General features: G+C 67.7%; 26 protein-coding genes and 2 tRNA genes. 19 read left to right on the top strand and 9 right to left on the bottom strand.

The window, feature by feature from the left end:
* Nucleotides 1-211 precede the first annotated feature (211 nt).
* From gyrB to ABEA82_RS12355, 4 genes are all read left to right on the top strand, one after another.
* Nucleotides 212-2,260: a DNA topoisomerase (ATP-hydrolyzing) subunit B gene (gene gyrB / locus ABEA82_RS12370; protein ID WP_345661454.1), complete on the top strand. Its 2,049-nt coding sequence runs from the start codon at nt 212-214 to the stop codon at nt 2,258-2,260.
* Between the two features lie 42 nt (nt 2,261-2,302).
* On the top strand, nt 2,303-4,897 hold the full coding sequence (gene gyrA, locus ABEA82_RS12365) for a DNA gyrase subunit A (RefSeq protein ID WP_345661453.1): 2,595 nt from the start codon (nt 2,303-2,305) through the stop codon (nt 4,895-4,897).
* 18 nt (nt 4,898-4,915) lie between these two features.
* Nucleotides 4,916-5,725, top strand: coding sequence for a DUF3566 domain-containing protein (locus ABEA82_RS12360; protein WP_345661452.1), 810 nt, complete (start codon nt 4,916-4,918; stop codon nt 5,723-5,725).
* A 122-nt stretch (nt 5,726-5,847) separates the two neighbouring features.
* Nucleotides 5,848-5,921, top strand: a tRNA-Ile gene (locus tag ABEA82_RS12355).
* 148 nt (nt 5,922-6,069) lie between these two features.
* Here ABEA82_RS12355 and ABEA82_RS12350 read toward each other — a convergent pair.
* Nucleotides 6,070-6,426: a DUF6344 domain-containing protein gene (locus ABEA82_RS12350; RefSeq protein WP_345661451.1), complete on the bottom strand. Its 357-nt coding sequence runs from the start codon at nt 6,424-6,426 to the stop codon at nt 6,070-6,072.
* A 337-nt stretch (nt 6,427-6,763) separates the two neighbouring features.
* Between ABEA82_RS12350 and ABEA82_RS12345 the strand changes: the two genes are divergently transcribed.
* Entirely contained in the window at nt 6,764-6,892 is a 129-nt protein-coding gene (locus ABEA82_RS12345; protein WP_003999697.1) for a DLW-39 family protein, read from the top strand.
* Between the two features lie 218 nt (nt 6,893-7,110).
* On the top strand, nt 7,111-8,397 hold the full coding sequence (locus ABEA82_RS12340; protein ID WP_345661450.1) for a hypothetical protein: 1,287 nt from the start codon (nt 7,111-7,113) through the stop codon (nt 8,395-8,397).
* A gap of 31 nt (nt 8,398-8,428) precedes the next feature.
* On the opposite strand, the gene ABEA82_RS12335 is transcribed toward ABEA82_RS12340, so the two are convergent.
* Both ABEA82_RS12335 and ABEA82_RS12330 read right to left on the bottom strand, forming a co-directional pair.
* Nucleotides 8,429-9,985: a serine/threonine-protein kinase gene (locus ABEA82_RS12335; protein ID WP_345661449.1), complete on the bottom strand. Its 1,557-nt coding sequence runs from the start codon at nt 9,983-9,985 to the stop codon at nt 8,429-8,431.
* Between the two features lie 298 nt (nt 9,986-10,283).
* Nucleotides 10,284-10,832, bottom strand: a complete 549-nt coding sequence (locus ABEA82_RS12330; protein WP_003991528.1) for a helix-turn-helix domain-containing protein — start codon at nt 10,830-10,832, stop codon at nt 10,284-10,286.
* A gap of 181 nt (nt 10,833-11,013) precedes the next feature.
* On the opposite strand from ABEA82_RS12330, the gene ABEA82_RS12325 reads away from it, so the two are divergent.
* A tRNA-Ala gene (locus tag ABEA82_RS12325) sits at nt 11,014-11,086 on the top strand.
* A gap of 165 nt (nt 11,087-11,251) precedes the next feature.
* Here the strand turns inward: ABEA82_RS12325 and ABEA82_RS12320 are convergent.
* Nucleotides 11,252-11,953 carry a DUF5324 family protein gene (locus tag ABEA82_RS12320; protein ID WP_345661447.1) on the bottom strand — a complete coding sequence of 234 codons (702 nt, stop codon included), beginning with the start codon at nt 11,951-11,953 and terminating at the stop codon, nt 11,252-11,254.
* A gap of 327 nt (nt 11,954-12,280) precedes the next feature.
* On the opposite strand from ABEA82_RS12320, the gene ABEA82_RS12315 reads away from it, so the two are divergent.
* Nucleotides 12,281-12,808: a peptidylprolyl isomerase gene (locus ABEA82_RS12315; RefSeq protein WP_345661446.1), complete on the top strand. Its 528-nt coding sequence runs from the start codon at nt 12,281-12,283 to the stop codon at nt 12,806-12,808.
* 91 nt (nt 12,809-12,899) lie between these two features.
* Nucleotides 12,900-13,790, top strand: coding sequence for a rhomboid family intramembrane serine protease (locus ABEA82_RS12310; protein WP_345661445.1), 891 nt, complete (start codon nt 12,900-12,902; stop codon nt 13,788-13,790).
* 256 nt (nt 13,791-14,046) lie between these two features.
* Here the strand turns inward: ABEA82_RS12310 and crgA are convergent, their stop codons facing one another.
* Nucleotides 14,047-14,301, bottom strand: coding sequence for a cell division protein CrgA (crgA, locus tag ABEA82_RS12305; RefSeq protein WP_003991532.1), 255 nt, complete (start codon nt 14,299-14,301; stop codon nt 14,047-14,049).
* 137 nt (nt 14,302-14,438) lie between these two features.
* Here crgA and ABEA82_RS12300 point away from each other — a divergent pair, with 137 nt between their 5' ends.
* The 6 genes from ABEA82_RS12300 to ABEA82_RS12275 are packed head-to-tail and all read left to right on the top strand — an operon-like array spanning nt 14,439 to nt 18,794.
* Nucleotides 14,439-15,221, top strand: coding sequence for a DUF881 domain-containing protein (locus tag ABEA82_RS12300; RefSeq protein WP_345661444.1), 783 nt, complete (start codon nt 14,439-14,441; stop codon nt 15,219-15,221).
* A gap of 20 nt (nt 15,222-15,241) precedes the next feature.
* Entirely contained in the window at nt 15,242-15,955 is a 714-nt protein-coding gene (locus tag ABEA82_RS12295; RefSeq protein WP_345661443.1) for a class E sortase, read from the top strand.
* 8 nt (nt 15,956-15,963) lie between these two features.
* The gene (locus tag ABEA82_RS12290) at nt 15,964-16,170 is read left to right on the top strand and encodes a hypothetical protein (RefSeq protein WP_345661442.1); all 207 of its coding nucleotides are present in this window, start codon (nt 15,964-15,966) and stop codon (nt 16,168-16,170) included.
* On the top strand, nt 16,167-16,805 hold the full coding sequence (locus ABEA82_RS12285; protein WP_345661441.1) for an aminodeoxychorismate/anthranilate synthase component II: 639 nt from the start codon (nt 16,167-16,169) through the stop codon (nt 16,803-16,805). Before ABEA82_RS12290 ends, ABEA82_RS12285 begins: the two co-directional genes overlap by 4 nt.
* Nucleotides 16,802-18,028: a class E sortase gene (locus ABEA82_RS12280; protein ID WP_345661440.1), complete on the top strand. Its 1,227-nt coding sequence runs from the start codon at nt 16,802-16,804 to the stop codon at nt 18,026-18,028. The genes ABEA82_RS12285 and ABEA82_RS12280 overlap by 4 nt, the downstream gene beginning before the upstream one ends.
* 13 nt (nt 18,029-18,041) lie before the next feature.
* Nucleotides 18,042-18,794 carry a class E sortase gene (locus ABEA82_RS12275; RefSeq protein WP_345661439.1) on the top strand — a complete coding sequence of 251 codons (753 nt, stop codon included), beginning with the start codon at nt 18,042-18,044 and terminating at the stop codon, nt 18,792-18,794.
* 96 nt (nt 18,795-18,890) lie between these two features.
* On the opposite strand, the gene ABEA82_RS12270 is transcribed toward ABEA82_RS12275, so the two are convergent.
* Nucleotides 18,891-19,523 (bottom strand): restriction endonuclease, encoded by a 633-nt coding sequence (locus ABEA82_RS12270; RefSeq protein ID WP_345661438.1) that lies wholly within the window; start codon nt 19,521-19,523, stop codon nt 18,891-18,893.
* 508 nt (nt 19,524-20,031) lie between these two features.
* Between ABEA82_RS12270 and ABEA82_RS12265 the strand changes: the two genes are divergently transcribed.
* From ABEA82_RS12265 to ABEA82_RS12250, 4 genes are all read left to right on the top strand, one after another.
* Nucleotides 20,032-20,469, top strand: coding sequence for a hypothetical protein (locus tag ABEA82_RS12265; RefSeq protein WP_345661437.1), 438 nt, complete (start codon nt 20,032-20,034; stop codon nt 20,467-20,469).
* Between the two features lie 184 nt (nt 20,470-20,653).
* Nucleotides 20,654-20,842, top strand: coding sequence for a hypothetical protein (locus ABEA82_RS12260; RefSeq protein ID WP_345661436.1), 189 nt, complete (start codon nt 20,654-20,656; stop codon nt 20,840-20,842).
* Nucleotides 20,843-20,845: 3 nt separating this feature from the next.
* The gene (locus ABEA82_RS12255; RefSeq protein WP_345661435.1) at nt 20,846-21,379 is read left to right on the top strand and encodes a hypothetical protein; all 534 of its coding nucleotides are present in this window, start codon (nt 20,846-20,848) and stop codon (nt 21,377-21,379) included.
* A 64-nt stretch (nt 21,380-21,443) separates the two neighbouring features.
* The gene (locus tag ABEA82_RS12250) at nt 21,444-21,845 is read left to right on the top strand and encodes a M15 family metallopeptidase (RefSeq protein WP_425588512.1); all 402 of its coding nucleotides are present in this window, start codon (nt 21,444-21,446) and stop codon (nt 21,843-21,845) included.
* A gap of 76 nt (nt 21,846-21,921) precedes the next feature.
* Here the strand turns inward: ABEA82_RS12250 and ABEA82_RS12245 are convergent, their stop codons facing one another.
* The 3 genes from ABEA82_RS12245 to pknB form a co-directional block, all read right to left on the bottom strand.
* Nucleotides 21,922-22,287, bottom strand: coding sequence for a hypothetical protein (locus ABEA82_RS12245; protein WP_345661434.1), 366 nt, complete (start codon nt 22,285-22,287; stop codon nt 21,922-21,924).
* 199 nt (nt 22,288-22,486) lie between these two features.
* The gene (locus ABEA82_RS12240) at nt 22,487-22,816 is read right to left on the bottom strand and encodes a hypothetical protein (RefSeq protein WP_425588511.1); all 330 of its coding nucleotides are present in this window, start codon (nt 22,814-22,816) and stop codon (nt 22,487-22,489) included.
* A gap of 1,962 nt (nt 22,817-24,778) precedes the next feature.
* A complete protein-coding gene (gene pknB, locus ABEA82_RS12235; protein ID WP_345661433.1) occupies nt 24,779-26,797 on the bottom strand; it encodes a Stk1 family PASTA domain-containing Ser/Thr kinase in 2,019 nt (672 codons plus the stop codon).
* Between the last annotated feature and the right edge of the window lie 155 nt (nt 26,798-26,952).

Here is a 26,952-nt window from a genome sequence, read left to right as displayed (position 1 = left end):
GGTTGAGGGCGGCACATGCGGACTCAGGTACCGGCAAACCCCCATCAGTGTCGGTGCTACCGGTAGACTGGAAGCAATCCCGCCCCACTCGCTGGGGACCGTCCGGGAAAAGCTGAGCAACGCTGATCAAGGCTTACCAACGCAACATGCCGCAGCCGCTCCGGCAACCCGCCGACGAGCCTGGCTCGTGCTGTGCCAGAAAGGGCGCTTCGTGGCCGATTCCGGCAACCCCAACGAGAACAATCCGTCCGTCGAGGCCCTGGCCGGAGTCGCCGAGGCCTCAGCCACTGCTTCGTACGACGCCAGTGCCATCACCGTCCTCGAGGGTCTGGACGCGGTCCGCAAGCGACCCGGCATGTACATCGGCTCGACCGGTGAGCGAGGGCTGCACCACCTCGTGTACGAGGTCGTCGACAACTCGGTCGACGAGGCGCTGGCCGGCCACGCGGACACCATCGACGTGACGATCCTCGCCGACGGCGGCGTCCGGGTCGTCGACAACGGCCGTGGCATCCCGGTGGGCATCGTCCCGTCCGAGGGCAAGCCGGCCGTCGAGGTCGTGCTGACCGTGCTGCACGCGGGCGGCAAGTTCGGCGGCGGCGGCTACGCGGTCTCCGGTGGTCTGCACGGCGTCGGCGTCTCGGTCGTGAACGCCCTGTCCAGCAAGGTCTCCGTCGAGGTCAAGACCGACGGCCACCGCTGGACGCAGGAATACAAGATGGGCGTCCCGACGGCCCCGCTGGCCAAGCACGAGGCCACCGAGGAGACCGGCACCTCGGTCACCTTCTGGGCCGACGGCGACATCTTCGAGACCACCGACTACTCCTTCGAGACGCTCTCGCGGCGCTTCCAGGAGATGGCGTTCCTCAACAAGGGTTTGACGATCAAACTCACGGACGAGCGCGAGTCGGCGAAGGCCGTGACCGGTGCCGACGAGGCCGGGGCGGACGAGAAGGCCGAGGTCAAGGCCGTCACGTACCACTACGAGGGCGGCATCGTCGACTTCGTGAAGTACCTCAACTCCCGCAAGGGCGAGGCGGTGCACCCCACCGTCATCGACCTGGAGGCCGAGGACAAGGACAAGCACCTGTCCCTCGAGATCGCCATGCAGTGGAACGGCGGCTACACCGAGGGCGTGTACTCCTTCGCGAACATCATCCACACCCACGAGGGCGGTACGCACGAAGAGGGCTTCCGGGCCGCGCTCACGTCGCTGATCAACAAGTACGCGCGCGACAAGAGGCTGCTGCGCGAGAAGGACGACAACCTCACGGGTGACGACATCCGCGAGGGTCTGACCGCGATCATCTCGGTCAAGCTGAGCGAGCCCCAGTTCGAGGGCCAGACCAAGACCAAGCTCGGCAACACCGAGGCCAAGACCTTCGTCCAGAAGGTCGTCTACGAGCACCTCGCGGACTGGCTGGACCGCAACCCCAACGAGGCCGTGGACATCATCCGCAAGGGCATCCAGGCGGCCACCGCGCGCGTGGCGGCCCGCAAGGCGCGCGATCTGACGCGCCGCAAGGGCCTGCTGGAGACGGCTTCCCTCCCGGGCAAGCTGAGCGACTGCCAGTCGAACGACCCCACCAAGTGCGAGATCTTCATCGTCGAGGGTGACTCCGCCGGCGGCTCGGCCAAGTCCGGCCGCAACCCGCAGTACCAGGCGATCCTTCCGATCCGCGGCAAGATCCTCAACGTGGAGAAGGCGCGGATCGACAAGATCCTGCAGAACCAGGAGATCCAGGCGCTGATCTCCGCCTTCGGCACCGGGGTCCACGAGGACTTCGACATCGAGAGGCTCCGCTATCACAAGATCATCCTGATGGCGGACGCCGACGTCGACGGCCAGCACATCAACACCCTGCTGCTGACCTTCCTGTTCCGCTTCATGCGGCCGCTGGTCGAGGCCGGGCACGTGTACCTCTCCCGTCCGCCGCTCTACAAGATCAAGTGGGGCAAGGACGACTTCGAGTACGCGTACTCCGACCGCGAGCGCGACGCCCTGATCGAGATGGGCCGCAACGCCGGCAAGCGCATCAAGGACGACTCGGTGCAGCGCTTCAAGGGTCTCGGCGAGATGAACGCCGAGGAGCTGCGCATCACGACCATGGACCAGGAGCACCGCGTCCTCGGCCAGGTCACCCTCGACGACGCCGCCCAGGCCGACGACCTGTTCTCGGTCCTCATGGGCGAGGACGTCGAGGCCCGCCGCGCGTTCATCCAGCGCAACGCCAAGGACGTCCGCTTCCTCGACATCTGAGTCGGTCTCAGCTGACCGCACCAGGAAGGACCTTCACCAGCAATGACCGACGAGAACACTCCCGTCACGACGCCCGAGGGCGACGCCTTGGCCATGCGCGTCGAGCCCGTGGGGCTCGAGACGGAGATGCAGCGCTCGTACCTCGACTACGCGATGTCCGTCATCGTCTCGCGTGCCCTGCCCGACGTGCGGGACGGCCTCAAGCCCGTCCACCGCCGCGTGCTGTACGCCATGTACGACGGCGGCTACCGCCCGGAGCGCGGCTTCTACAAGTGCGCCCGCGTCGTCGGCGACGTCATGGGCAACTACCACCCGCACGGCGACTCCTCGATCTACGACGCGCTCGTGCGCCTCGCCCAGTCCTGGTCGATGCGCATGCCGCTCGTCGACTCCAACGGCAACTTCGGCTCTCCGGGCAACGACCCGGCCGCGGCCATGCGCTACACCGAGTGCAAGATGGCGCCGCTGTCGATGGAGATGGTCCGTGACATCGACGAGGAGACCGTCGACTTCACGGACAACTACGACGGCCGCTCCCAGGAGCCGACCGTCCTGCCGGCCCGCTTCCCGAACCTGCTGATCAACGGCTCGGCCGGTATCGCGGTCGGCATGGCGACCAACATTCCGCCGCACAACCTGCGCGAGGTCGCCTCCGGTGCCCAGTGGTACCTGGAGAACCCGGAGGCCTCGCACGAGGAGCTCCTGGACGCGCTGATCGAGCGCATCAAGGGCCCCGACTTCCCGACCGGTGCGCTCGTCGTGGGCCGTAAGGGCATCGAGGAGGCGTACCGCACCGGCCGCGGCTCCATCACCATGCGCGCGGTCATCGAGGTCGAGGAGATCCAGAACCGCCAGTGCCTGGTGGTCACGGAACTGCCGTACCAGGTCAACCCGGACAATCTCGCCCAGAAGATCGCCGACCTGGTGAAGGACGGCAAGATCGGCGGCATCGCGGACGTCCGTGACGAGACCTCGTCGCGCACGGGCCAGCGCCTGGTCATCGTGCTGAAGCGGGACGCGGTCGCCAAGGTCGTCCTGAACAACCTGTACAAGCACACCGACCTGCAGACGAACTTCGGCGCCAACATGCTGGCGCTGGTGGACGGCGTGCCGCGCACGCTCTCCCTCGACGCGTTCATCCGCCACTGGGTGACGCATCAGATCGAGGTCATCGTCCGCCGTACGCGCTTCCGGCTGCGCAAGGCCGAGGAGCGGGCGCACATCCTGCGCGGTCTGCTGAAGGCCCTGGACGCCATCGACGAGGTCATCGCGCTGATCCGGCGCAGCGACACCGTCGAGATCGCGCGCCACGGCCTGATGGACCTCCTGGAGATCGACGAGATCCAGGCCAACGCCATCCTCGAGATGCAGCTGCGCCGTCTGGCCGCCCTGGAGCGCCAGAAGATCGTCCAGGAGCACGACGAACTCCAGGCGAAGATCAACGAGTACAACGAGATCCTGGCCAGCCCGGTCCGCCAGCGGGGGATCGTCAGCGAGGAACTGGCCGCGATCGTCGAGAAGTACGGCGACGACCGCCAGACGAAGCTGATCCCGTACGAGGGCGACATGTCCATCGAGGACCTGATCGCCGAGGAGGACATCGTCGTCACGGTCACCCGGGGCGGCTACATCAAGCGCACCAAGACCGACGACTACCGGGCCCAGAAGCGCGGCGGCAAGGGCGTGCGCGGCACGAAGCTCAAGGAAGACGACATCGTCGACCACTTCTTCGTGTCCACGACGCACCACTGGCTGCTGTTCTTCACCAACAAGGGCCGCGTCTACCGCGTCAAGGGCTACGAGCTGCCGGACGCCGGCCGGGACGCGCGTGGTCAGCACGTCGCGAACCTGCTCGCCTTCCAGCCCGACGAGGCGATCGCGGAGATCCTGGCGATCCGCGACTACGAGGCGGTTCCGTACCTGGTCCTGGCCACCAAGGCCGGACTGGTGAAGAAGACGCCTCTGAAGGATTACGATTCGCCCCGTTCCGGCGGTGTGATCGCGATCAACCTCCGCTCGATGGAGGACGGTTCGGACGATGAACTGATCGGCGCCGAACTGGTTTCGTCGGACGACGATCTGCTTCTGATCAGCAAGAAGGCGCAGTCGATCAGGTTCACCGCCTCGGACGAGACCCTGCGTCCCATGGGCCGTGCCACCTCGGGCGTCAAGGGCATGAGCTTCCGCGAAGGCGACGAGCTGCTCTCGATGAATGTTGTTCGACCCGGTACGTTCGTGTTCACTGCCACAGACGGCGGGTACGCGAAGCGGACCAACGTCGACGAGTACCGCGTCCAGGGTCGCGGCGGCCTCGGTATCAAGGCCGCCAAGATCGTCGAGGACCGCGGTTCTCTCGTGGGCGCGCTGGTGGTCGAGGAGACCGACGAGATCCTCGCCATCACGCTGTCGGGCGGCGTGATTCGTACGCGAGTCAACGAGATCAGGGAAACCGGCCGTGACACCATGGGCGTCCAACTGATCAATCTGGGCAAGCGCGATGCCGTCGTGGGCATCGCTCGCAACGCCGAGGCGGGACGCGAGGCGGAGGAGGTCGACGGCGACATCGTCGTCGACGAGACCGCCGAGGGTGTCGCGACCACCGGCACGGACGAGGGTGAGGCGCCCTCGGCCGAGTAGCACGAGGAGTGAGTCAGCGTGAGCGGAGCCACGGGCGCCGGACCGACCGGTACCTCCAAGGGTACGGACGAGGACGGCGGCGGCCGTGGCTCCGCCGCGCGTGCTGCGGACCCGCACACGACCAACCTGAAGGCGGTCAAGTCCCCGACCAAGGACTCGCCCTCAGCTGACTCGCATGGATCCCAGGGGGGAACTGTGACGGACACCCGAGGCGGGCAGACCGCCGAGGCGGGCCCGGCCGCACCCGGCGCGCAGCCGCAGCCACAGCCGCAGCGCAAGGCGGCCGCGCAGGAGCAGGGCACCGCAGGGCAGGCGGCCTCCCCCCTGCCGGGCGAACGGCAGGCCCAGCAGCCGGCCGGGCCGTACCACCCGCCGCAGGCCTACCCCGCGCAGCAGGCGCCCGGTGCCGGCGCCGCCGCCGTACGGCGTCCCCGCACGGGCGCGCGCACCACGCCCCGCGTCCGCAAGGCCCGCCTGCGGGTCTCCAAGGCCGACCCGTGGTCGGTGATGAAGGTCAGCTTCCTGCTCTCCATCGCGCTCGGCATCTGCACGATCGTCGCGGCAGCGGTGCTGTGGATGGTCATGGACGCGATGGGCGTCTTCTCGACGGTCGGCGGCACGATCTCCGAGGCGACCGGCTCGAACGAGTCAAACGGCTTCGACCTGCAGGCTTTCCTGTCGCTGCCCAACGTCCTGATGTTCACGTCGATCATCGCGGTCATCGACGTCGTCCTGGCGACGGCCCTCGCGACGCTCGGCGCGTTCATCTACAACCTCTCCGCGGGCTTCGTCGGCGGTGTGGAGCTGACGCTCGCCGAGGACGAGTGACGTCACTTCGACCTTGCTGTGACGTCGTCCTGTCGTTGTCCCGACAACCGATTTTGGGACTGCCCATGTCGTGCGCTAATCTTCAGGAGTCAGCGCGCGGGACACACACCGCAGAGCGCGGCGGGGCTATAGCTCAGTTGGTTAGAGCGCATCCCTGATAAGGATGAGGCCACAGGTTCAAATCCTGTTAGCCCCACAGCATGATCACCCCCAACCGGTAGCGGTTGGGGGTTTTCTGTGTTGTCTCCTGTGTCTCGGGGGGCACGTCGGGACATGAGGAAGCCCGGCGGCTCTGGTGAGCTGCCGGGCCCGTACGCGGGATCGCCGTGCGGATGTGCCGAGGTTCAGCGTTGCAGGGGAGCGAGGTGGCCGGCCGTAGGGTCCGCTTCGGAGTCGTCGTCGGTGCAGTCGGGGGTACGGGAGGACGGCGGGTCCGTGAGGGGGCGGTGGCGGCAGCGGGGGGTCTTGCCGTGGGCCTCGGCGCGGATGCGCTGTTTCATCGTGGGAGGCAGGGCCTTGGCTTGGCTCCTGGGAGACGCCGATGTCGTCCGCTGCTGCGGGATGCGCTCGCTGTTGCGCTTCTGCTCGGTCTGGGGTACGGCCGCCGCGGCGGCCGTCGTGATGAATCCGAGCGCCGTGAACAGCGCGACGAAGGCGGTGACGATGGTGGTCCACAGCGTCATGACCTTGTTCCGGGCCATAACCCCTCACTTTCGGGTCGGGCGATTTGCGTACTTTCCTCATGATGTGTATGTGGGGCGAGAAGTGGTGGACCGACGCCCGTGGCGCCGCGATGTTCAGATGAACACCACCCGAATGGTCGCAAGAGGGGCGAAAATGTGAGGAGAGGGGAGAAGGGCGGTCAAAGTAACCGTCCGTCGGCGTGTGATCACCCTCCGATCGGAGCGGTGACCTCCGCTTCTACCCCGGTTGTCCGGAGGGGAGTTGAGGGCCGACGCAGGTCACCGATCGGTATCGGTCGGTGTGTATAGTCGGGCGCCAGAGGTCCCCTACGTCAAGGAAAGACGAGGTCGCGCGGTGAAGAAGCTTCTCCTGGTCGCACTGGCCGCCATCGGCGGGCTCCTCGTGTACCGCCAGATCCAGGCGGATCGCGCCGAGCAGGATCTGTGGACGGAGGCGACTGACTCCGTGCCCACGGGTTCGTGAGTCACGACAACCCCTAACGAGCACACCCCGGCCGCCTCGCGGTCGGGGTTTTGTGTGTCGAGGGACACGCGTGGACCCGGCCGGCGGGGCAGGATGGGCCACGGTTTCACGGTTCGTGGCCCGGCGACGGTGAGGGGTGGAGTGTGAGGGGACGGTGTCGTACGGCGCGGGGGCGGAGTGCGAGGGCGTGGCATGGCCGGCCGCCGGTGGCTCTGCGCATGGGCGCCGTGGCGGTGGTACTGGGGACAGCGGGCGCCGTGGCGCCGGGCCCGGCCGCCCTGGCTGTCCCACGGGACTCCGGCACGACGGTGTCACCGAGCCCGTACGCCTTCGCCGACGGCGCGCAGAACATCGACGGGGCGAAGAGCACCGCCGATGCCGAGAGCCTGACGCCCGGCACGCCCTACAGGAGCTCCCTCCCGAGCAGCGGCAAAGTCAGCTACCGCGTCGAGCTCGACGACGCCTCGAACGCCTACGTCTCCGTCACCGCCGTACCCTCCCCCGGCACCACCGTCTCCGTCATCGACGGGCTCAAGGTCTCCCTCCAGGACGACGACGGCACCTCCTGCTTCGTCGACACCGAGAGCTTCGGGGCCGCCCGCAGTCCGCACCCCATCGCGGCGTGGGGCCGACGCGACATCTCGCCCGCCCGGCCGCTCTGCCAGGAGGCCGGCACCTACTACGTCACCGTCGAACGCGCAGACCCCGACGGCGCGGGCTCCTCGCCCGGCGCCTGGGATCTGGAACTCCTCGCCATGACGGAACCACGCACGGCGAAGGCCGGGGCCACCAGCGCGCCCGAGGCGTGGAACTCCGCCTCGCCCCAACCCCTCCAGGGGGAAGCCGAGCGGCGTCGCGGCGGCGCCGGGTTCACCCGGGCGACACCCCTCGACCAGGGCGTCTGGCGGGACGACATCCGGCCCGGCCAGACACTTTTCTACGAAGTCCCCGTCGACTGGGGCCAGCAGCTCCACGTCACCGCCGAGCTGGGCAGCTCGGACTCCGGCGGCACCGGCTACGCCTCGGGCGCGCTGGACCTGGACCTCTACAACCCCGCACGCGGCCATGTCGCCGACGTGGGCGTCGGCTACGACGGCGCCCAGAAGTCCGGCAGCCTGCCTCCCCTGCCGCCGGTCGACCACGCCAACCGCAACGCCCCCACCGAACAGATCGGTGCGCTGCGCTTCGCCGGCTCCTACTACCTCGTCGCGCACCTCGCGGAGAGCGTCGCCGACGACTTCGGGGACGGGCCCTTCGCGATGACCCTGCGCGTGCGGGTGAGCGGGGCGGCACAGGATGGGCCCGGGTACGCGGGGGAGTCCGTGCCGAACGGCGTCTTCGAGGTCTCGGACCAGGACCGGGAGGCGGCGGCCGAAGGTGTGCCCGGAGGTGATGACACCACGATGCGCGCCCTCGCCGTGGGCGGGATCGGCACCGGGAGCGCACTGCTGGTGGGGCTCGGGGTGTGGACCGTGCTGGCCAGACGGAGGGGCGCCGCCGCATAGCTGGACGTGCGGGCCGGGCCGGCTGTGCGGCTCAGATACGGCTCAGGGCCCAGAAGCCGACGGCGTAGCAGACCAGGGCGAGAAGCAGGAGCGGGATCGCCACCTGGGCCGGAGGGCCGGGGCGACGACGACGTGGCGCTCGGTGCCGGGACGTCGCCTGCCCGGGCGCTGGGGTCTGCGGGGACTGGGCGGTGTAGGAGGCGGTGGAAGTGCCGCCGGTGGGCTGCTGTGCCGCGAGCGGCAGCGGCTGGCTCGGGTAGTTCGAGTGACTTATGGGACCGCCGTGACTTGTGGACCTCGCGTGACTCAGAGGCCCGGCGTGACTCATGGGCCCAGCGTGGCCCGGGTGGGCCTGGGGGAGCGGCTGAGAGGGGGACTGCGGGTGCGCAGGGGGCGGCCCACCGGGCGAGGTGGACGGAGTGACGGTGGCCTGGGGAGGGGGCAGGTGGAAGCTGCCGGTATCCGACATGGAGGGCGGCTGGGAGGGAGTGGCCGGGGTGGCCGGGGTGTGCCCCGTGCTGTCGATGCCGCCGGAGGATCGGGGCGAGGGGGCTCCTGAGGGCGACTGGGCGTCCTGGCGGGGCCGCTCCTCGCCGGCCCTATCGCCGTCCCTCTGATCGGCCCTGGGGTCGAGCCTCTGGCCGGGTCTCTCCCGGCCCGTCCCCGCACCGGCCGGCTCCCCCCTCGGGCCGAGCCCCCGCGCTCTCTCCAAGGGGCCCTCCGGGGCGAACCCCTGGGGAAGCGGGCCGAGTTGGTCGAAGATCTCGATCAGTTCGTCGTCCGGGCCGGGCTCCGGGAGAAGCTCCGCGGCGGCGGCGAGCGCCTTGCGCGCCCCCGTGGCCGTACGGAACCGCGCCCGCGGGTCCGGCTGGAGCAGCGTCGCCACCACCTGCCACAGCGGCTCCGGAATGCCTTTGGGCGCGCCGGGCGTCCCGTGCTCGGCGAAGTACTGGATGAGCGCCTTGCTGTCCGGCTTGGCGCCCTCCAGCAGATACAGCGCGACCAGCCCAGCGGCGAACAGATCGGCGGGGAAGTCCGGCTCGGCGCCCATCATCTGCTCGGGCGCGAGATAGCCCGGCGTCCCCACCACGAGGTTCGTCTCCGTCAGCCGGGGCTCGCCCAGCCGCATCGCGATGCCGAAGTCGGACAGCCGCAGCCGAGGCCGGCCCGTGCCGGTCGGCTCCAGCAGCACGTTGGCGGGTTTGACGTCACGGTGAACGACGTCCTCCGCGTGCACCGCGGCCAGCCCCGACAGCAGCTGGTCGAGCAGGGTGCAGACGAAGGCCGGCGGGAGGGGACCGTAGTCCCCGACGAGATGGACCAGGGAACCGCCCGCGACCAGGTCCATCGTGAACAGGACCTTGTCGTCGTCGGCGGCCCAGCTGGTGGGGGCGAGCACATGCGGGTGATCGATCCGCAGGGCCTGTTCGCGGACGAAGCGCAGCAGCGAGTGCGCGTCACTCTGCAGCAGGACCTTGGCGGCCACGTAGCGACGGCGGCGATGGTCCCAGGCGCGCCATACGGCGCCGACCCCTCCGCGTCCGATCGGGTCGACCAGTTCGTACCGGCCGGCGAACACCTCACCCATGGCTGTACGTCGCTCCTCCCCCTGTGGTCTCCCCCCTTGCTTCCCCCTCGGCGAGCCAAACGACTCCCCGACGGGCGGTACGACTCCCCCGATGAGCGGTACGGCTCCCCCGATGAGCGATACGAAGCCCCCGTGCCGGCCGGGTCCCCCGTGCGGAACACGCCCCCACGTGTCCGCCTGTGCCGTCCAGGCCTCGCGCTGTCCCCCGTAACAGCGGTCCATTCCCCCGCACCCCCCGTGCCCCCGTCACGTCACCCGAGCCCGCTGCCGAACCCCCTTCGGCCGCCGGGCTGCGGGATCAGCTCTGGTGGGACTGGTAGTGCGAAACCGCGTCCGACGTGCGGCCGGCGCCGTACACCCGGAGGAACTCGGCCAGCTCCGGGTGGGTCGGGGCGAGCGTGTCCGCCGCCTCGATGATGTCGCCCGCCGCCGCGACCGAGCGCAGCAGCGACTGGATCTCCCGGACGACGCGCTTGACGGTGGGCGCCCCCGAACTGCTCGTCGTCTGCGTGGTGTTGCTGAGCACTGAACCCCCCTGCGACTTCTTGATCTCCTCCATGCGTTCCGTGGCCTCGGCCGCGCTCACGCTGCCGTCCGCCACCTGCCCCGCCAGGTCCTGCAGCAGCTGCACCCGCTGCACCACAGCGGGGTTGCCGATCTTCGCCCGCTGACCGCTCATCAGCTGCGACAGCATCGGCGCGGACAGTCCCAGAACCCCCGCGAGACGAGCCTGGTTGAGCCCAAGATCGTCGATCAGCCTACGGAAGAGCGCCCCCAACGGCTCCCCGTACCAGTTCCGCTGCAGTTCCCGCGCTCTTGCGGTGGCTTCCTGCTGTGCGGCGTCCATTGCGTCTCCCCATCGCTTCCCCAAGTACGGCGGTTCGCGGTAGCGAACCACGCCGAGCATCTTACGGAGAGTGGTCGGTCACGGGGACCCCCAATCCTTTTGCGGAATCACGGGGGTGACCCGGTACTCTGGTCTCCGACGCCCACCGAGACGTGGTTTCTCCGGTTGGCGTTCCTCTTCCGGGGCCTTAGCTCAGTTGGTAGAGCGCTGTCTTTGCATGGCAGATGTCAGGGGTTCGACTCCCCTAGGCTCCACAACCGAATGCCCTCCGAACTGCGGAAACGCGGTTCGGAGGGCATTTTCCGTGACCTGGGTACCGGTCGCGACGGGTGTTTCACGTGAAACAGCACGGCGGGGCGGGGGACTCAAGGGCGAACCTCAAGTCTCCCGCCCCGCCGTGCTGTCAGGGCGGCGGACCGTCAGGAACGGTCGTCGCGCTGGGCGGCCTCTTCCTCGGCCTGCTTCGCCTCGACCTCGGGGTCCAGAGCCGACTGACCACTGCCGTCCACAGAGGACAGACGGCCCGACTCAGGGACCTCCGTCGCCGCGGGCGGCTCCACCAGCCAGTCCGGATTGGCCTGCTTGTCCCACCACTTCCAGGCGGCGAAGGCACCGCCGGCCACGGCGCCCACGATCACCAGGGACTTCACGGCCCGGCCGGCCTTCGCCCGCCGTTCCTGCTTGCGGACCAGCTTCTTGATCTCCTTCGACGAGACCTGACCGCGCAGCGCGGCCAGCGCGGCCACGCTCCGTGCCGCGGCCTCGGTCGTGACGGGTCCGGCCGCGGCCACCGCCTGCTCGAGCCTCGGCCTGGAGTACTCCGCCGCCTGCCGGGCGGCCTTACGCGTGCGGACGGCGGCGTCATGGGCAGCCTGGTCGACCTTCGGCGGCACATGTGAGCGGGCCTGATCCAGATACGGCTGCACATGGGCGCCGTACTGGACACGTGCCTGTCCGGCGGCCTGCGTCACCTTGGGCGCCAGCCGTACGCGCGCCTCGTGTGCGTAGTGCGCGGCCCTGTCCTTGGCCGTGTCGGCGTAGGGCGCCACCACTTCCGCGGCGTGCAGCACGCTGTCCTTCGCCGAACCGGTCGCGGCGCGCACGCTGTCGATGCGGGTCACGGGTTCCTCCTCCTCGGTGGCGTACGGTATTTCGACTTTCCACCCTTTTACGGATCATGCCTGTCCGGACGCATCGCGCCATGCGAGACGGGCATACGGGTGCCGATGGCGTTGATCGAGTACAAGTACGGATGAATAGGGGGCAACGTGAGCTTGTCGTCGACAATGCCACGGATCGCTGCCGCGCGCCCCCGCCCCGGGACGACTCGACCGGATTTCCGCAACCCTCCGCCCCGGTTTCCCCTCCCGGTGAACCGAGGTCGGGCGACGCCGAGCCCCGTCCATGCGAGGATCAGGGAGTCACGGAAAGACAACGGAAGGCAGATCGTGGCTGAGCAGCTCTACGCCACCCTGAAGACCAACCACGGCGACATCGAGGTCCGGCTGCTGCCGAACCACGCCCCCAAGACGGTCAAGAACTTCGTCGAGCTCGCCCAGGGCGAGCGGGAGTGGACCCACCCGGAGACGGGCCAGAAGTCCACGGACAAGCTCTACGACGGCACGGTCTTCCACCGGGTGATCAGTGGCTTCATGATCCAGGGCGGTGACCCGCTGGGCAACGGCACCGGCGGACCCGGCTACCAGTTCGAGGACGAGTTCCACCCGGACCTCCGCTTCGACAAGCCCTACCTGCTGGCGATGGCCAACGCCGGCCCGGGCACCAACGGCTCGCAGTTCTTCATCACCGTCTCCCCGACGGCCTGGCTGAACCGCAAGCACACCATCTTCGGTGAGGTCACCGACGCGGGCAGCCAGAAGGTCGTGGACACCATCGCCACGATCCAGACGAACCCGCGCACCGACCGCCCGCTCAACGACGTGGTCATCGAGTCGGTCGTCATCGAGACCCGCTGAGCGCGAAGGCTCCCATAGGGAACCAATCGCCCCGCTCATCCGTAAGGAAGGGCGGGGCCGGCTCTTCTTCACCAACGACCCAGGGGATCTCATGGACGACCAGGCTGCGGGCAGCTCGCAGGACGCCCACAGCGTCCCCATGTGCTACCGCCACCCGGACCGCGAGACCGGCATCCGCTGCACCCGCTGTGAGCGCCCGATCTGCCCCGAGTGCATGGTCAACGCCTCCGTCGGCTTCCACTGCCCCGAATGCGTCCGCACCGGCTCCGGCACAGGTCACGCACCCACGGCCGCCAGGCCCCGGACCATCGCGGGCGGCAGCATCGCATCCGACCCCCGCCTGCTCACCAAGATCCTCATCGGCATCAACCTGGCGGTGTTCATCGCCGTCCAGGTCCACGAGTCGCTGCTGACCGACCTCGTCCTGCTCGGCGCCTGGCCGCCGGCACCCTACACGCCCACCCAGGGCGTGGCGGGAGGCGAGTGGTACCGCCTGGTGACCTCGATGTTCACCCACCAGGAGATCTGGCACATCGCGTTCAACATGCTCAGCCTGTGGTGGCTCGGCGGCCCGCTCGAAGCGGCACTCGGCCGCGTCCGCTACCTCGCGCTCTACCTCGTCTCAGGACTCGCGGGCAGCGCCCTGGCCTATCTGCTGGCCTCGCCGGACACGGCCACACTGGGTGCCTCCGGCGCGATCTTCGGCCTGTTCGGCGCCACGGCCGTGCTGATGCGCCGGCTCAACTACGACATGCGGCCGATCATCGCGCTGCTGGCGATCAACCTGATCTTCACCTTCAGCCCGGGCTTCAACATCTCCTGGCAGGCCCACATCGGCGGCCTCGTCGCCGGAGTCGTCCTCGGATACGCCATGGTCCACGCCCCGCGCGAGCGACGCGCCCTGATCCAGTACGGCACCTGTGCGCTGGTGCTGGGCGTGGTCGTCCTGCTGACCCTGTTGAGGACAGCCCAGCTCAGCTGAGCGCAGGCGTTGTCCACAGCGGGTGTCGGATCTTGTGCACACGGTGCGGGAACACATGTGCCCCCTGTAACTGACTCGCGTTTCCGCAGGCCAGACAGGGGGCGAACAGGTTTTCGACTACCGGTACTTCCGTCATACCGGCGTCAACGTCCAACGAGTTATCCACAGATCGTCTTTCTTTTCCACCTGTGGATAACTGCTGTGGATAACTCAGCGAACAGCCCTGGGCAGAGCTGGGTTCACCTTGCGGAGACCGCTACTTCCACTGGGTCGAGACACCGAATCCGGCGGCGATGAAGCCGAAGCCCACCACGATGTTCCAGTTGCCCAGCGAATCGATGGGCAGCGAGCCGTCGGTGACGTAGAAGACGACGATCCAGGCCAGGCCCACGAGGAACATGGCCAGCATGACGGGGGCGACCCAGGCACGGCTGTTCAGCTTGATGGCGGTCGCCTGCTTCGCGGGCGGCGGCGTGTAGTCGGCCTTCTTGCGGATACGTGACTTCGGCACGAGGGTCTCTCCTGTCGATGCGCTGCGTGGCCGCGCAGGGAACTGGGTCGGGCTCGGGGTGGCTAGGGGACTCCGAGTGCTCCCCCGGGCGTCCGTTAGCGTAGTGCTTCCGCGGCGCCGAAGGAGATAAGGGTACGTTGAGCAATTCTGCCGACTCCCCCGGGACGGGTTCCAGCCCTGAGCGCGCGCGTCGTTTCCGGCCCGTGCGGGTCCTCACGGCGGCCGTCTTCGCTCTCGCGGGGCTCATTTTCTTCACCAGCTTCGACACCGCCAAGGGCACCAACATCCGGACGGACACCTCGCTGCTGAAGCTGTCCGACCTCATCCACGAGCGCAGCCGGGGGAACGGTGAGCTGGACGAGGCCAACGGCACCCTGCGCAAGGAGATAGAGGCGCTCGCCGAGCGCGACGACGGCAGTACGAAGGCGGAGGACGAGAAGCTCGCCGCCCTGGAGAAGCGGGCGGGCACGCAGCGGCTCAGCGGCAAGGGGCTCACGGTCACGCTCAACGACGCTCCGCCGGACGCCACGGCCAAGCTCCCCGGTTACCCGGAGCCGCAGCCCGACTACCTGGTCATCCACCAGCAGGATCTCCAGGCCGTGGTGAACGCGCTGTGGCAGGGCGGCGCCAAGGGCATCAAGGTCATGGACCAGCGGCTGATCTCCACCAGCGCGGTGCGTTGTGTGGGCAACACCCTGATCCTCCAGGGCCGTGTCTACTCCCCGCCGTACAAGATCACGGCGGTCGGGGACCCGGACAAGCTCCAGAAGGCGCTGGCGGCCTCCCCGGCGATCCAGAACTACATGGTCTACGTCAATGTCTACGGGCTCGGCTGGAAAGTCGAGGAGAACGGCCCGGTGACTCTGCCCGGCTACTCGGGCACAGTGGATCTGCACTACGCGAAGCCCGTGGAGCAGTAGCCAAGCCGGGGGAGCTGCCGGTGCGCGTGATCGTCAGGACCGTCAGCGAACTGTGCGTCACCGTGGGCAGCCTGATCGTGCTGTTCGTCGTCTACGTGCTGTTCTGGACGGGTGTGCGGGCCGAGGACGTCATGGACGACCAGATCGATCAGCTCCAGGAGCAGTGGTCGAAGTCGGGCACGCGTCCCACGACGACCGGTTCCTCGCCCGCGCGCTCTGCGAACCCTGCGAGTCCTGCGAGCCCCGCGAAACCGGCTCCGTACGCCAAGGGCAGGCCTTTCGCGATCATGTACATCCCGCGTCTTGGTTTCACGTGGAACAAGCCGGTTCTGGAAGGCACCGGCACCGGCACCCTGAAGAAGGGGCTCGGGCACTACGCGGAGACCGCGCAGCTGGGTCAGAAGGGGAACTTCGCGGTCGCCGGGCACCGCCGCACCTACGGTGATCCCTTCAAGGACTTTCCCCAGCTCCGGCGGGGGGACGCCGTGGTGCTGACGGACGGCACGACCTGGTTCACGTATCGGATCGACAAAGGCCCGTACAAAACAGTTCCGACGGATGTCGAGGTGATCGACCCTGTCCCACGTACATCCGGGTACACGGGTTCGGGCCGCTACCTGACGCTGACCACGTGCGAACCGGAATGGGGGCACAGTCATCGGCTGATCGTCTGGGCGCACCTGGACTCCACACAGCCTGTGGAGGCCGGGAAACCCGAGGCGTTGCGCCGTTAGTCTGGTGGATGTACGGCGTGGGTCTGGTGCCGTGGTACGACGGAAGGGACGGCATGTACGGCTGGATCTGGCGGCATCTGCCGGGGAACACGTGGGTGAGGGCGTTGATCTCACTCGCCCTGGTCGTGGCCGTGGTCTACGTCCTCTTCCAGTACGTGTTCCCGTGGGCGGAACCGCTGCTGCCTTTCAACGATGTGACGGTGGACAACCAGTGAGCGCGCGCATTCTCGTCGTCGACAACTACGACAGCTTCGTCTTCAACCTGGTCCAGTACCTGTACCAGCTGGGGGCCGAGTGCGAGGTCCTGCGTAACGACGAGGTGTCGACGGCGCATGCCCAGGACGGCTTCGACGGTGTCCTGCTCTCACCGGGGCCGGGCACTCCGGAGGAGGCGGGCGTCTGCGTCGACATGGTCCGGCACTGCGCCGGCACCGGCGTCCCTGTCTTCGGCGTCTGCCTCGGCATGCAGTCGATGCAGGTGGCGTACGGCGGTGTGGTGGACCGGGCGCCTGAGCTGCTGCACGGCAAGACCTCGCTGGTCGAGCACAGCGGTGGGGGTGTCTTCGCCGGGCTGCCGTCGCCCTTCACGGCGACGCGCTATCACTCGCTGGCCGCCGAGCCGGCCACGGTGCCGGCCGAGCTGGAGGTCACGGCCCGGACGCGGGACGGCATCGTCATGGGCCTGCGGCACCGTGAACTCCGCGTCGAGGGTGTGCAGTTCCACCCCGAGTCGGTGCTGACCGAGCACGGGCACCGGATGCTGGCCAACTGGCTGGTGGAGTGCGGCGACCAGGGTGCGGTGGAGAGGTCGGCCGGGCTCGCCCCGGTGGTGGGCAGGGCCACGGCGTGACGGCGCTGCGCCCCGAGCGCGAGTCCGACACCTCGTACGGGCAGCAGTCGTACGGGGTGCCGGGTGCGTTCGAGGACTGGCCGGCGGGTGGGGAGTACGGGGCTTCTCCGCAGCCGGAAGCGCGGCCGCAGCCTGAGTCGTACGCGCCCCAGCCTGAGCCGTACGGGTCTCAGCCCGAGCCGTATGCGCCCCAGTCCGAGCCGTATGCGCCTCAGCCGGAGTCGTACTCCGCGTCGTACGAGCCGCTTCCGGACGGGTCACTTCCGGGCGAGTCGTATCTGCCGCCTGTCGACGAGGAGACGGTGGCGCTGCGGATACCGGATCCGCCGCCCGCGGGCGGTGACGCGGTGTCGGGTTCTCCGGCCCCTTCCGCCGCGCGCCGCGACGGGTCCTCCCCGGGCGGCCGGGCGGCCCGCAGAAAGGCCGCCAAGCGCCGTCACGGGCGTCATGGGGGCGCTCCGGAGACCGGCCAGGCTCAGGAGGAGGCTCGGGAGAAGCGGCGGGCGCCGCAGTCGCGGGTGGAGGCGAGGCGGCAGGCGCGGGCGCGCAAGCCGAGTCCGGCGGTGGTGGCCAGCCGGGCGATCGGTGAGGTGTTCATCACCACCGGGGTGCTGATGCTGCTGTTCGTCACTTACCAACTGTGGTGGACGAACGTCCGGGCGCACGCGCAGGCGGGGAGCGAGGCGAGCAGCCTGCAGAACGACTGGGCGAGCGGCAAGCGCAATCCTGGGGCCTTCGAGCCGGGGCAGGGTTTCGCGATCCTGCACATCCCGAAGCTGGACGTGGTGGTGCCGATCGCCGAGGGGACCAGCAACAAGGGAGTGCTGGACCGGGGCATGGTCGGTCACTACGCCGAGGGTGCGCTGAAGACCGCGATGCCCGGTGACAAGTCAGGGAACTTCGGGCTCGCGGGTCATCGCAACACGCACGGTGAGCCGTTCCGGTACATCAACAAGCTCTCTCCGGGCGATCCCATCGTCGTGGAGACGCAGGACGAGTACTACGTCTACAAGATGTCGTCCATCCTGCCGGTGACCTCGCCGAGCAATACGAGCGTCCTGAACCCCGTCCCCACGGGCTCGGGATTCACCGAGCCCGGCCGGTACATCACGCTGACCACGTGCACGCCGGAGTTCACCAGCAAGTACCGGATGATCGTCTGGGGCAAGATGGTCGAGGAACGGCCGCGCAGCAAGGGCAAGCCGGATGCGCTCGTCAGTTAAGGGCAGATGACCAGTGGCAGCGACCACCGACACGGAGCACGAAGAGCACACCGGCGCGGCTGCGTCGCGGACGTCGGCGGCACGGCGCCGTCCCGGTCCGATCGCGATGGCGGTCAGTGTCTTCGGGGAACTCCTCATCACCGCGGGCCTGGTGCTGGGCCTGTTCGTCGTCTACTCGCTGTGGTGGACGAACGTGGTCGCGGACCGGGCGGCCGGGAAGCAGGCCGACAAGGTCCGTGACGGCTGGGCGCACGGCCGGGGCGGGCCCGGGGCACTGGACACCAAGAGCGGCATCGGTTTCCTGCACGTGCCGGCCATGAAGAACGGTGAGGTGCTCGTCGAGAAGGGCACGTCGAGCAAGATCCTCAACGATGGTGTGGCCGGTTACTACACCGACCCCGTCAAGTCGGCCCTCCCCATGTCGGGCAAGACCGGCAACTTCGCCCTCGCCGCTCACCGCGATGGTCATGGTGCCAAGTTCCACAACATCGACAAGATGCAGAAGGGCGACCCGATCGTCTTCGAGACGAAGGACAAGTGGTACGTCTACAAGGTCTACGACATCCTTCCCGAGACCTCGAAGTACAACGTCAAGGTCCTCTCGGCGGTCCCGGAGGAGTCCGGCAAGAAGAAGCCGGGGCACTTCATCACCCTGACGACCTGCACGCCGGTGTACACGAGCACGTACCGGTACGTGGTGTGGGGTGAGCTGGAGCGGGTGCAGAAGGTCGACAGCGAGCGGACACCGCCGAAGGAGCTGCTCTGACTGCCCTTCCTTGTGGGAGGTCAGTCGCTATCATGACGAAAGGCCCGAAGCCGCAACCTTCTTTTGCGGCTTCGGGCCTTTTGTGCAGTCCGGTTGTCAGTCCAGGACGGTGAGCCCGGCGCTCCACTCCAGTCGCTGCAGGCGGGCGTGGTGCCGGCGGAGCCGTTTCTCGATGCGCTGGACGCCTGCCCGGAGGGCGACGATTTCTCGGCGGTGTTCGCCTGAGGTTTCGATCAGCGCGTTGAACATGGGGACGACGGTCTTGCTGAGGATGTGGGTGATGCGTTGGTCGATGCGTTCGTCGAGGGCTGTGGTGTCGGCCGGGGCGGGGTTTTCCACAGGCTGTGTGCGGGCCAGGTACTCCATGTCCAGGAGGTAGACACGCACTTGACGTGCAACTTCGCTGTCTCGGAGCAGCATGGCGACGTTGAGGACGGCGCGTCGGGAGAAGAGGGCGAGGGATCGGGTGCGGGACTGGATCCCACTGAGGTTCTTGAAGGACCTCAGTTCTTCGCCGGTCAGCAGACGGTAGCCGTTGGCCTCCAGCTCGGTTCGGTGGTCCTTGACGAGTGACTTGATGGCTTCGAGGCCGACCTCGAAGTACGCCGCCACCATCGCCGTCGTCACATGCATCCCGTCCGGCAGCAGAGCCAGTGTCTTGACCCTGTCGAGTACGTCCGTGCGGTCGAGCACGCCGCGGCGCAGGGTCTGCGATTCCAGCAGCGCCATTTCGTTGATGATGTTCTGCCCTTCGGCTCGTCCGGCGGGCAGAGTCTCGATTCCCCACCCCACCCGATGAACGAGTCATGAAATGTGAAGACACGATCAGGGGGCGTATGGGTGTCCGAGGAGGGCTGTGGCGGTGGTCGGTGTCGACGAAGAGGGTTAATCTCGGGGGGATTTCGCTCTTCCTTGGTAGGGTAATCGCACGGTTGACCACCTGGGGGGATGGGTTTTCTGTGGATGTCGCTGTGCTGTCATCGCCAAGATCATCGGCTGGTCCGATGGAAGCGGTCATCCTTTCTCCCCGGGCGTCGTCCCGGCCAGTGAGGCCGGTTCCTTCCTCGACGCCCTCGGGCGCGGCGTCGTAGCGCGCCTCATTCCTGCCGGATTTTTCCTGACTTCATCGGCAGGTTCTTCCGTAATCCCACTTTTCGGCAAGAGGGCTTGATCCGGGGTTCCCGGAACGCCCTCCTGTGTTGTGGCGTGTCAGGGGCACGCCAAGAAAGGCCTGCGCATGTTCAAGAAGTCACTGGCTGCCGGTATCTCCGCCATCAGCGCCGCCGCCCTCCTCGGCCTGGGCAGCGCCCCGGCTCAGGCCGCGGACAACCCGTGCGGTGGCCCGTACCAGACCATCGCCTACGTCGACGGACGCCTCCCGGGCGACGGCGGCGACGACGACGGCAGCATGGTCGCCTACGCGGGCGGCACCGGCTACCTGTGCGTCGTCTTCTACAACGAGACGCCGGGCGGCGCGAACAGGATGTACTTCAACGTCTGCCCGGGCAAGGTGAGCGGCCCCGGATGCGGCACCGACGACGGCAAGTACGCGACGTACGCCGGTCCGATCAGGATCGAGGACACGGGGTGCTTCACCGCCGCGTACAAGATGCGGAACGAGGCGGACACCACCTGGCTCATCAGCGGCAAGCGCAGCTACGGGCCGCGCTGCTGATCCGTCTTCGGTGTTCCGCGATCCGCGATCTGCGATCCGCGGGCGGGGCCGTCACCGCCCCGCCCGCGCACCCGTCCGTGCCAAGGCTCGCCACACCCGGTGTGTCGTCGTCGTTCGGCTTCGAGGACCTCATCGACACACCGTCCTGGGGCCGGGCCGTAAGCAGCTCATCAGTCTGGGCGCCGTGTTGCCGGCGGTCTACCAGAATGCGCCGGGTGGATTCGACAAGCTCCAGAGGTTCGAGCAGGGATTCGTGGACGCGCTCCTCGCCCGCACGGGCATGGAGAAGAGCAAGGCGGCGCCCTACCGGGCCAACCACGAGGCCTTCCTCAAAGCGGCGCGCAGCCGCGCCGCGCGTTCCGCCAAGGACTGAGTCATGACCGGCGGGAACAAGTCCCTCTGGCCGGAACGCATCGCCTACCTGGCCGGACTGGCGGTGATGGGCGTCGCGCTGCTGTTCCTCCTCGGTGCCGGTGGCGTCGTCGTGGCGTCGGTGGTGGGGGTGCTGTGCGTCGGCATGGTCGCCGGAGGCCGTAGCGGTGTCCGGGCCGTGCGGGCCGGCCGGTGGGAGCGGCCCGGGACCTGGCTGTCCCTGGGGGTGGCCAGTGTGTCCACCGGCGTCGTCGGTTTCGCGGTGTCCTATCTGATCGGGATCTTCTCCGGTGGCCTGGACGTCGAGGAGACCTGTGTCCACGGGCACGGTGTCCGCTACGACGACGCTTTCCGGGAAGCGCACGCGGAGGAGTTCAACCGTTGGTTCCCGCTGCACAGCAAGTGCAACGAGGACTTCGACCTGGTTCCCGCCTGGGTCAACCCCGCCATTGTGTTCTTCGCGCTGCTGGGAGCGATCGGCGTGGTGTGTCTCGCTGCCGCAGTGGTGACGGCTCTGAGGACGAGGAGAGACAGATGAAGATGGGTGACCTGACGAGGCGTCGCTTCGCCGGTGCGACCGTCGGTGTGGCGGGGCGGCGGCCTTGGGCTCGCTGCTGCCCGCGGGGCAGGCCGTCGCGGTGGGCGAGCGCCGGATCTCGGAGGAGTACGAGTCGAACCACCTCTCCGGCACGGCGATCGCCATCCGGCCGCGGTCGTACCCGGTCGGCGTGAAGGGCGGCGGCCTGTACCCGAACGAACTCGTCGTGGTCCGGGACATCCTCGCCGAACTGGACGGCGTCGTCCGCTGGGGCGGGGACTTCACACCGGCGAAGGAGTCCCACTTCGAGATCGGCGTCAAGCCGGGGCACCCGCGGCTGAAGGGCGTTGCCCGGAAGATCCTCGGCTGGGAGGAAGGCCCCGAAGACCAGGGGGCGGGGGCGACGGAGGCGTTCGACCCCGAGCGGCGCGGCAGGGCCCGCGCGTTCGCACGCCGCGCGGCCTAGCGGGACACGCAAGAAGGGCCGGACCGCAGGTCCTGCGGTCCGGCCCTTCTTCAACCAGTCGTCACCGCGTCGCGGATCAGGTGGTCAGGTTGTACTTGAAGCCGCTGAACTTGTCGCCGCTCTTGATCAGCGAGACGCGCACGCCGACCTTGATGTTCTCGGGCACCTGGCTCCCGAAGCACTTGTACTCGTGCGACAGGGCGGGCTGCGTCGTCCTCAGTTCGGCGATCGTCTTGTAGTCGCTCATCCTGAAGAGGTGGATCTCGACGGCGTACCCGTCACTCTGGTCGTCGTAGACGGTCAGGCAGTCCCCGTCATGACCGAAAGCACCCTTGCCGCCCGGGTCCCAGTCCGTCGTGTAGACGAAGCCGCTGTTGGTCCCGGCGTTCGCCGTTCCCGACGCGAGGAAGGTCAGGGCGCAGGCAGCCCCCAGGGCGGCCACGATTCGCTTCTTGATGATTACCCCCATGTGGTCATGTCGCGTTCAAGACGCGAACAAGACGTGATCATAGACCAGTAACAGGCCATGCCTGTGGGCCTTTTGGCGTGGTGCCCGTCACTCCTTTTCGGCCACGCAGACGGACAGCAAGACGCCCCGGCACGGAGAGTGCCGGGGCGCCTTGCTGCACGCGGAGGCGGGGTCAGTCCTCGTTGCGGCCGGTGATGCCGCCGAAGAGGCCGCCGTTGCCGTTGCCGCCGTTGTTGTTGTTGCCTCCGGCGCCGATGGTCTGCAGGGTGACCGTCGTGCCCGCCGGGTCGTCGACCTCCTGGTTGGGCTGGGGGTCCTGGCCGGCGACGAAGGCGTTGTCGCTCTGGTCGCTGCCGTTCGCGAACTGGATGTTCGTGAAGCCGGCCTGCGCGAGGGTCTGCTTGGCCCGCTCGAACTGGTAGTCGTCGCCCCGAGCTTCGCTATGGCGTCCTTGAGGCTCAGACCGATCATGCTCGGTACCGCCCTTTGTGCGGTGCAGCACAGCGAAGGTGGGAACGGCGCGACCCCGGGGGGAGAGAGAGCACAAGTGATCGTGTGCGTTGCTGGATTCCAGTGAGTTGCTGGAAGTCACTGAGTTCTGTCCCACCCCTAAGTCTTGGGTGGGCTGAATTTCGAGTGGTTCGAACTCGAAGAACTGACCACTCGGTTAGCAAAGCAGTGAGGACTTCCTTGGTCTGGTGGCGTTTAACTTCGTGGTCCGGGTCGGGGGATTCCGTCCACATCTTGGTGTGTTGGAAGGTGCTTCGTCTCCCGTACTGAATGTGAGTCCGAGGTCCTAGAGAAGCACCTCAAGTACGGCCGTTCATGATCGCATTGTGGTGCCCTCCCTGACTCCTGCACTAAAAATGATCCAGTACTTAGGTTCAGGGATCGCCGACTGTACGCAGCGACCAGTGGGCGAAAGGCTCGCCGAGCTTGGTGGGGCGGGGCTCGGTCGTGACGACGAAGCCCTCTTCATCACGATCGAGCGGGCGAGGACGCTCTCCCGCCCACCGAAGCTCCACGCAAACGAGGCTGACCCCCGGTTGGACCGGTGGATGACATCGCGGACGAATTCCTCGTTTTTGCTGCGCCAGCTGGGCGATCGGTGGTGGCAGGTTGCCGCCGGCCGAAGCCGGCATCCGCGCGCCGGCAGCGCAACGCCACACCGAGCTGGTGCAGCCCGGTCGCATGTGTTGCAGCTTCTGCCCTTCTGGTCGGTCAGCCCGAGCGTATGGACAGGTTCGGCCACCGCACCTTCAGCGGTCGGATCGGATAGCGCTGCACACCCAACCGCCACGACTACCAACCCGGCGAACTAACGTGCTTTGTCCGTTAGTTCCAATCGGTGCAGGAGTTGAGCTTCCTGTCACCTTCGAAGCGCGCCACCTCGACCCCAGTGTGCTCAATGCCTGCCTCGCTCTGTGCGGTGGTGCTGACCGACAGAGTTTCCCCACTGCCCGCGGTGTTAGAGCGCCACGGCCACGTGAAAACTTGTTGACTCCCGACAGGCTTGTGGAGAAGGCGGACTCGTACGTGGTGTCCGTCGGCTGCCGTGTCCGTGACCGAGAGCGCGATTTTGAACTCCATGAAGGGCCAGTGGTCTCCGGAAGGCTTAGTCGCCCCCATGCTGCCTCGCGCCCCGGACGTGGTGCAACTGGCGGTGCCGCCCGCACCTTGGGGTGCGAGCACGGAAGCGGCGGATTCAGCTCCAGTGTCGGCGGACCGGGGCGTGGCCGATGCCTGACCGCTCAAAGTGATCGAGGACACAACCGCTGCTGCGCAGGCTGTGGCTAAGCGCGTGCGAGTTCTCATGTCGTTCTCCCCATCGGTTGCCGGTGTCCCGATCTACCTACAGACGGGACCTCCCGGTGATCACGGAGATGATCGTTGCGGAGGTACTCAGAGATCGCAAGCAGTTTATCGAACTGGTGGACGATATTCAGCCAGTCCTGTGAGCTATAGCTCAAGGGCCCTTGTAAGCGGGAGGGTTCCCTCTCTCTGGGGGAGGGGTGCTTCTAGATTGCGGAGTCTTGAGGGTGAGAGTCACGTAGTCGGCAAGCTGGCAAAAGCGTCGTGCACGCCGTATGTGGTTTTCCAACGGGTTCATAGGCGGCATGGTCCGCGGAGCCTGGCGATAGCGACTCGGTGACCCACCGGATGCGACCCAAAATGGCTCAGAACCCTACCTGATCCGAACCCATTCCCCGGTGTCGGAGTGAGGGCGCGGATACGAGAACGGCCATCGGCTGATCCTCGAACTATTGGAGACCGAAAGAGATCAGCACGATGACCGTACTCGGCATGCGTCCCTTGCCGCAGACAACCTCAAGGTGAGTTCTCATCTGCTGCGCACGATGGTCAAGACGTTCGCGCGCTAATGTCCGCAGAGGCCACGACACCCTCAACAGCAGAGCCTGGGCTCCTTTCGGTGACTCAAGCTCCGCCTGCCCAAAGCGAGGTGTCAGTCCTCGTTGCGGCCGGTGATGCCGCCGAAGAGGCCGCCGTTGCCGTTGCCGCCGTTGTTGTTGTTGCCTCCGGCGCCGATGGTCTGCAGGGTGACCGTCGTGCCCGCCGGGTCGTCGACCTCCTGGTTGGGCTGGGGGTCCTGGCCGGCGACGAAGGCGTTGTCGCTCTGGTCGCTGCCGTTCGCGAACTGGATGTTCGTGAAGCCGGCCTGCGCGAGGGTCTGCTTGGCCTGGCCGACCGTCTGGCCGACGACCTGAGGCACACGCGTCTTCTGCTTCTGCTTCTTGCCGATCTGGATGTTGACCGACGAGTTCTTGTCGACCGAGGCGCCGGCCTGCGGCGTGGTCTGGATGACCTTGCCGACCTGGTTGTCGTCCTGGGTGTCGACCTCGGTGCAGTTGCCCACCAGGTCGTTGGCCGTCATCTGCGCCTTGGCCTGGTCACAGCTCTGGCCGAGCACGTCCGGGACGGTGGACTTCGCCTCGGCCTTGGCGATGGTGAGGGTGATCTTGGAACCCTTCTCCACCTCCTTGCCGGAGGTCGGGTCCTGATCCAGGACGGTGCCCGGTTCCTCCGAGACCTCCCGCGTCTCCGTCGCGATCTCGAACTGGTAGTCGTCGCCCTCGAGCTTCGCCTTGGCGTCCTCGAGGCTCAGACCGATCACGCTCGGCACCGCCACCTTCGGCGCGCCCGTCGACACCACGAGGTTGATGGTGTCGTTCTTCTTGACGCTCGTCCCGGCCTTCGGGTCCTGCGAGCAGACCTTGCCCTTGCTCTGGCTCTCGCAGGGCTTGTTGGTGGTGCTCAGCTTGAGATCGCTGTTCTTCGCCCGTTGTTTGGCGGTGTCCAGGGTTTCGCCGACGAGGTTCGGAGCGGGAACACTGTCGCTCGCGACCCCGTCTCCGCTGAACGCCCACCGCCCGATCAGGATCGCGCCCACCAGCACCAGGACGCCCGCCACCACCAGCAGGATCGTCGAGGTGTTGCCCTTGCGCTGCTGCCCACGGCGCCGGTCCGGGCGGTCGTCGTAGCCGTAGCCGCCGTCGTCCGGGTTCATGGGGGGCAGCATCGAGGTGGCGCCCGCGCCGGAGTCCGCGCGCAGGGCCGTCGTCGCCTGGTCGTCGGGGTAGCCGCCGTAGCCCACCGAGCCCAACGCGGCCGTCGCCGCGACCGGCTGGCCGTCGAGGCAGGCCTCGATGTCGGCGCGCATCTCGTCGGCCGACTGGTAGCGGTAGTCCGGGTCCTTGACGAGCGCCTTCAGCACGATCGCGTCCATCTCGGGCGTGATCTCGGGGTCGAAGACACTCGGTGACTGCGGCTCCTCCCGGACGTGCTGGTAGGCCACGGCCACCGGGGAGTCGCCCACGAAGGGCGGGCGGACGGTCAGCAGTTCGTACAGCAGACAGCCGGTGGAGTACAGGTCGGACCGGGCGTCGACCTGCTCGCCCTTCGCCTGCTCCGGCGAGAGGTACTGGGCCGTGCCGATGACCGCCGCGGTCTGCGTCATCGTCATGCCGGAGTCGCCCATGGCGCGGGCGATGCCGAAGTCCATGACCTTGACCTGGCCGTTGCGCGTCAGCATGACGTTCGCGGGCTTGATGTCGCGGTGGACGATGCCGTTTCTGTGGGCGTACTCCAGGCCCTGGAGGATGCCGATGGTCATCTCCATGGCGCGCTCCGGCAGCAGCTTGCGGCCGGAGTGAAGCAGCTCACGGAGCGTCGAGCCGTCCACGTACTCCATGACGATGTACGGGATCGACACGTTGTCGATGTAGTCCTCGCCCGTGTCGTAGACCGCGACGATCGCGGGATGGTTGAGCGAGGCGGCCGACTGGGCCTCCCGGCGGAACCGGGCCTGGAAGGAAGGGTCGCGCGCGAGGTCCGCGCGCAGCGTCTTCACCGCCACGGTGCGGCCGAGGCGGGTGTCATGCGCGAGGTAGACCTCCGCCATGCCACCACGCCCGAGCACCTGGCCCAGTTCGTACCGGCCGCCGAGGCGACGCGGCTCTTCCATAGCTACCTACCAGCCCTCTCCGTCGGTCCCGACCGCAAACTGCTGCGGCCGGAGGCTGCCGTCCGGGCCTACCGTACCCGGCTCGCTTTGTGTGACCTGGCCAAGCCCGTCAGCCGATACAGGACCGGTATCGCAACGTGCACCGATGTGAAACA

It is taken from the genome of Streptomyces venetus (genome assembly GCF_039540295.1).
In the GTDB taxonomy this organism is placed as follows: domain Bacteria; phylum Actinomycetota; class Actinomycetes; order Streptomycetales; family Streptomycetaceae; genus Streptomyces; species Streptomyces venetus.
Note: the sequence above shows the minus strand (reverse complement) of the source record. Positions and strands in the feature narration are given on the sequence as shown.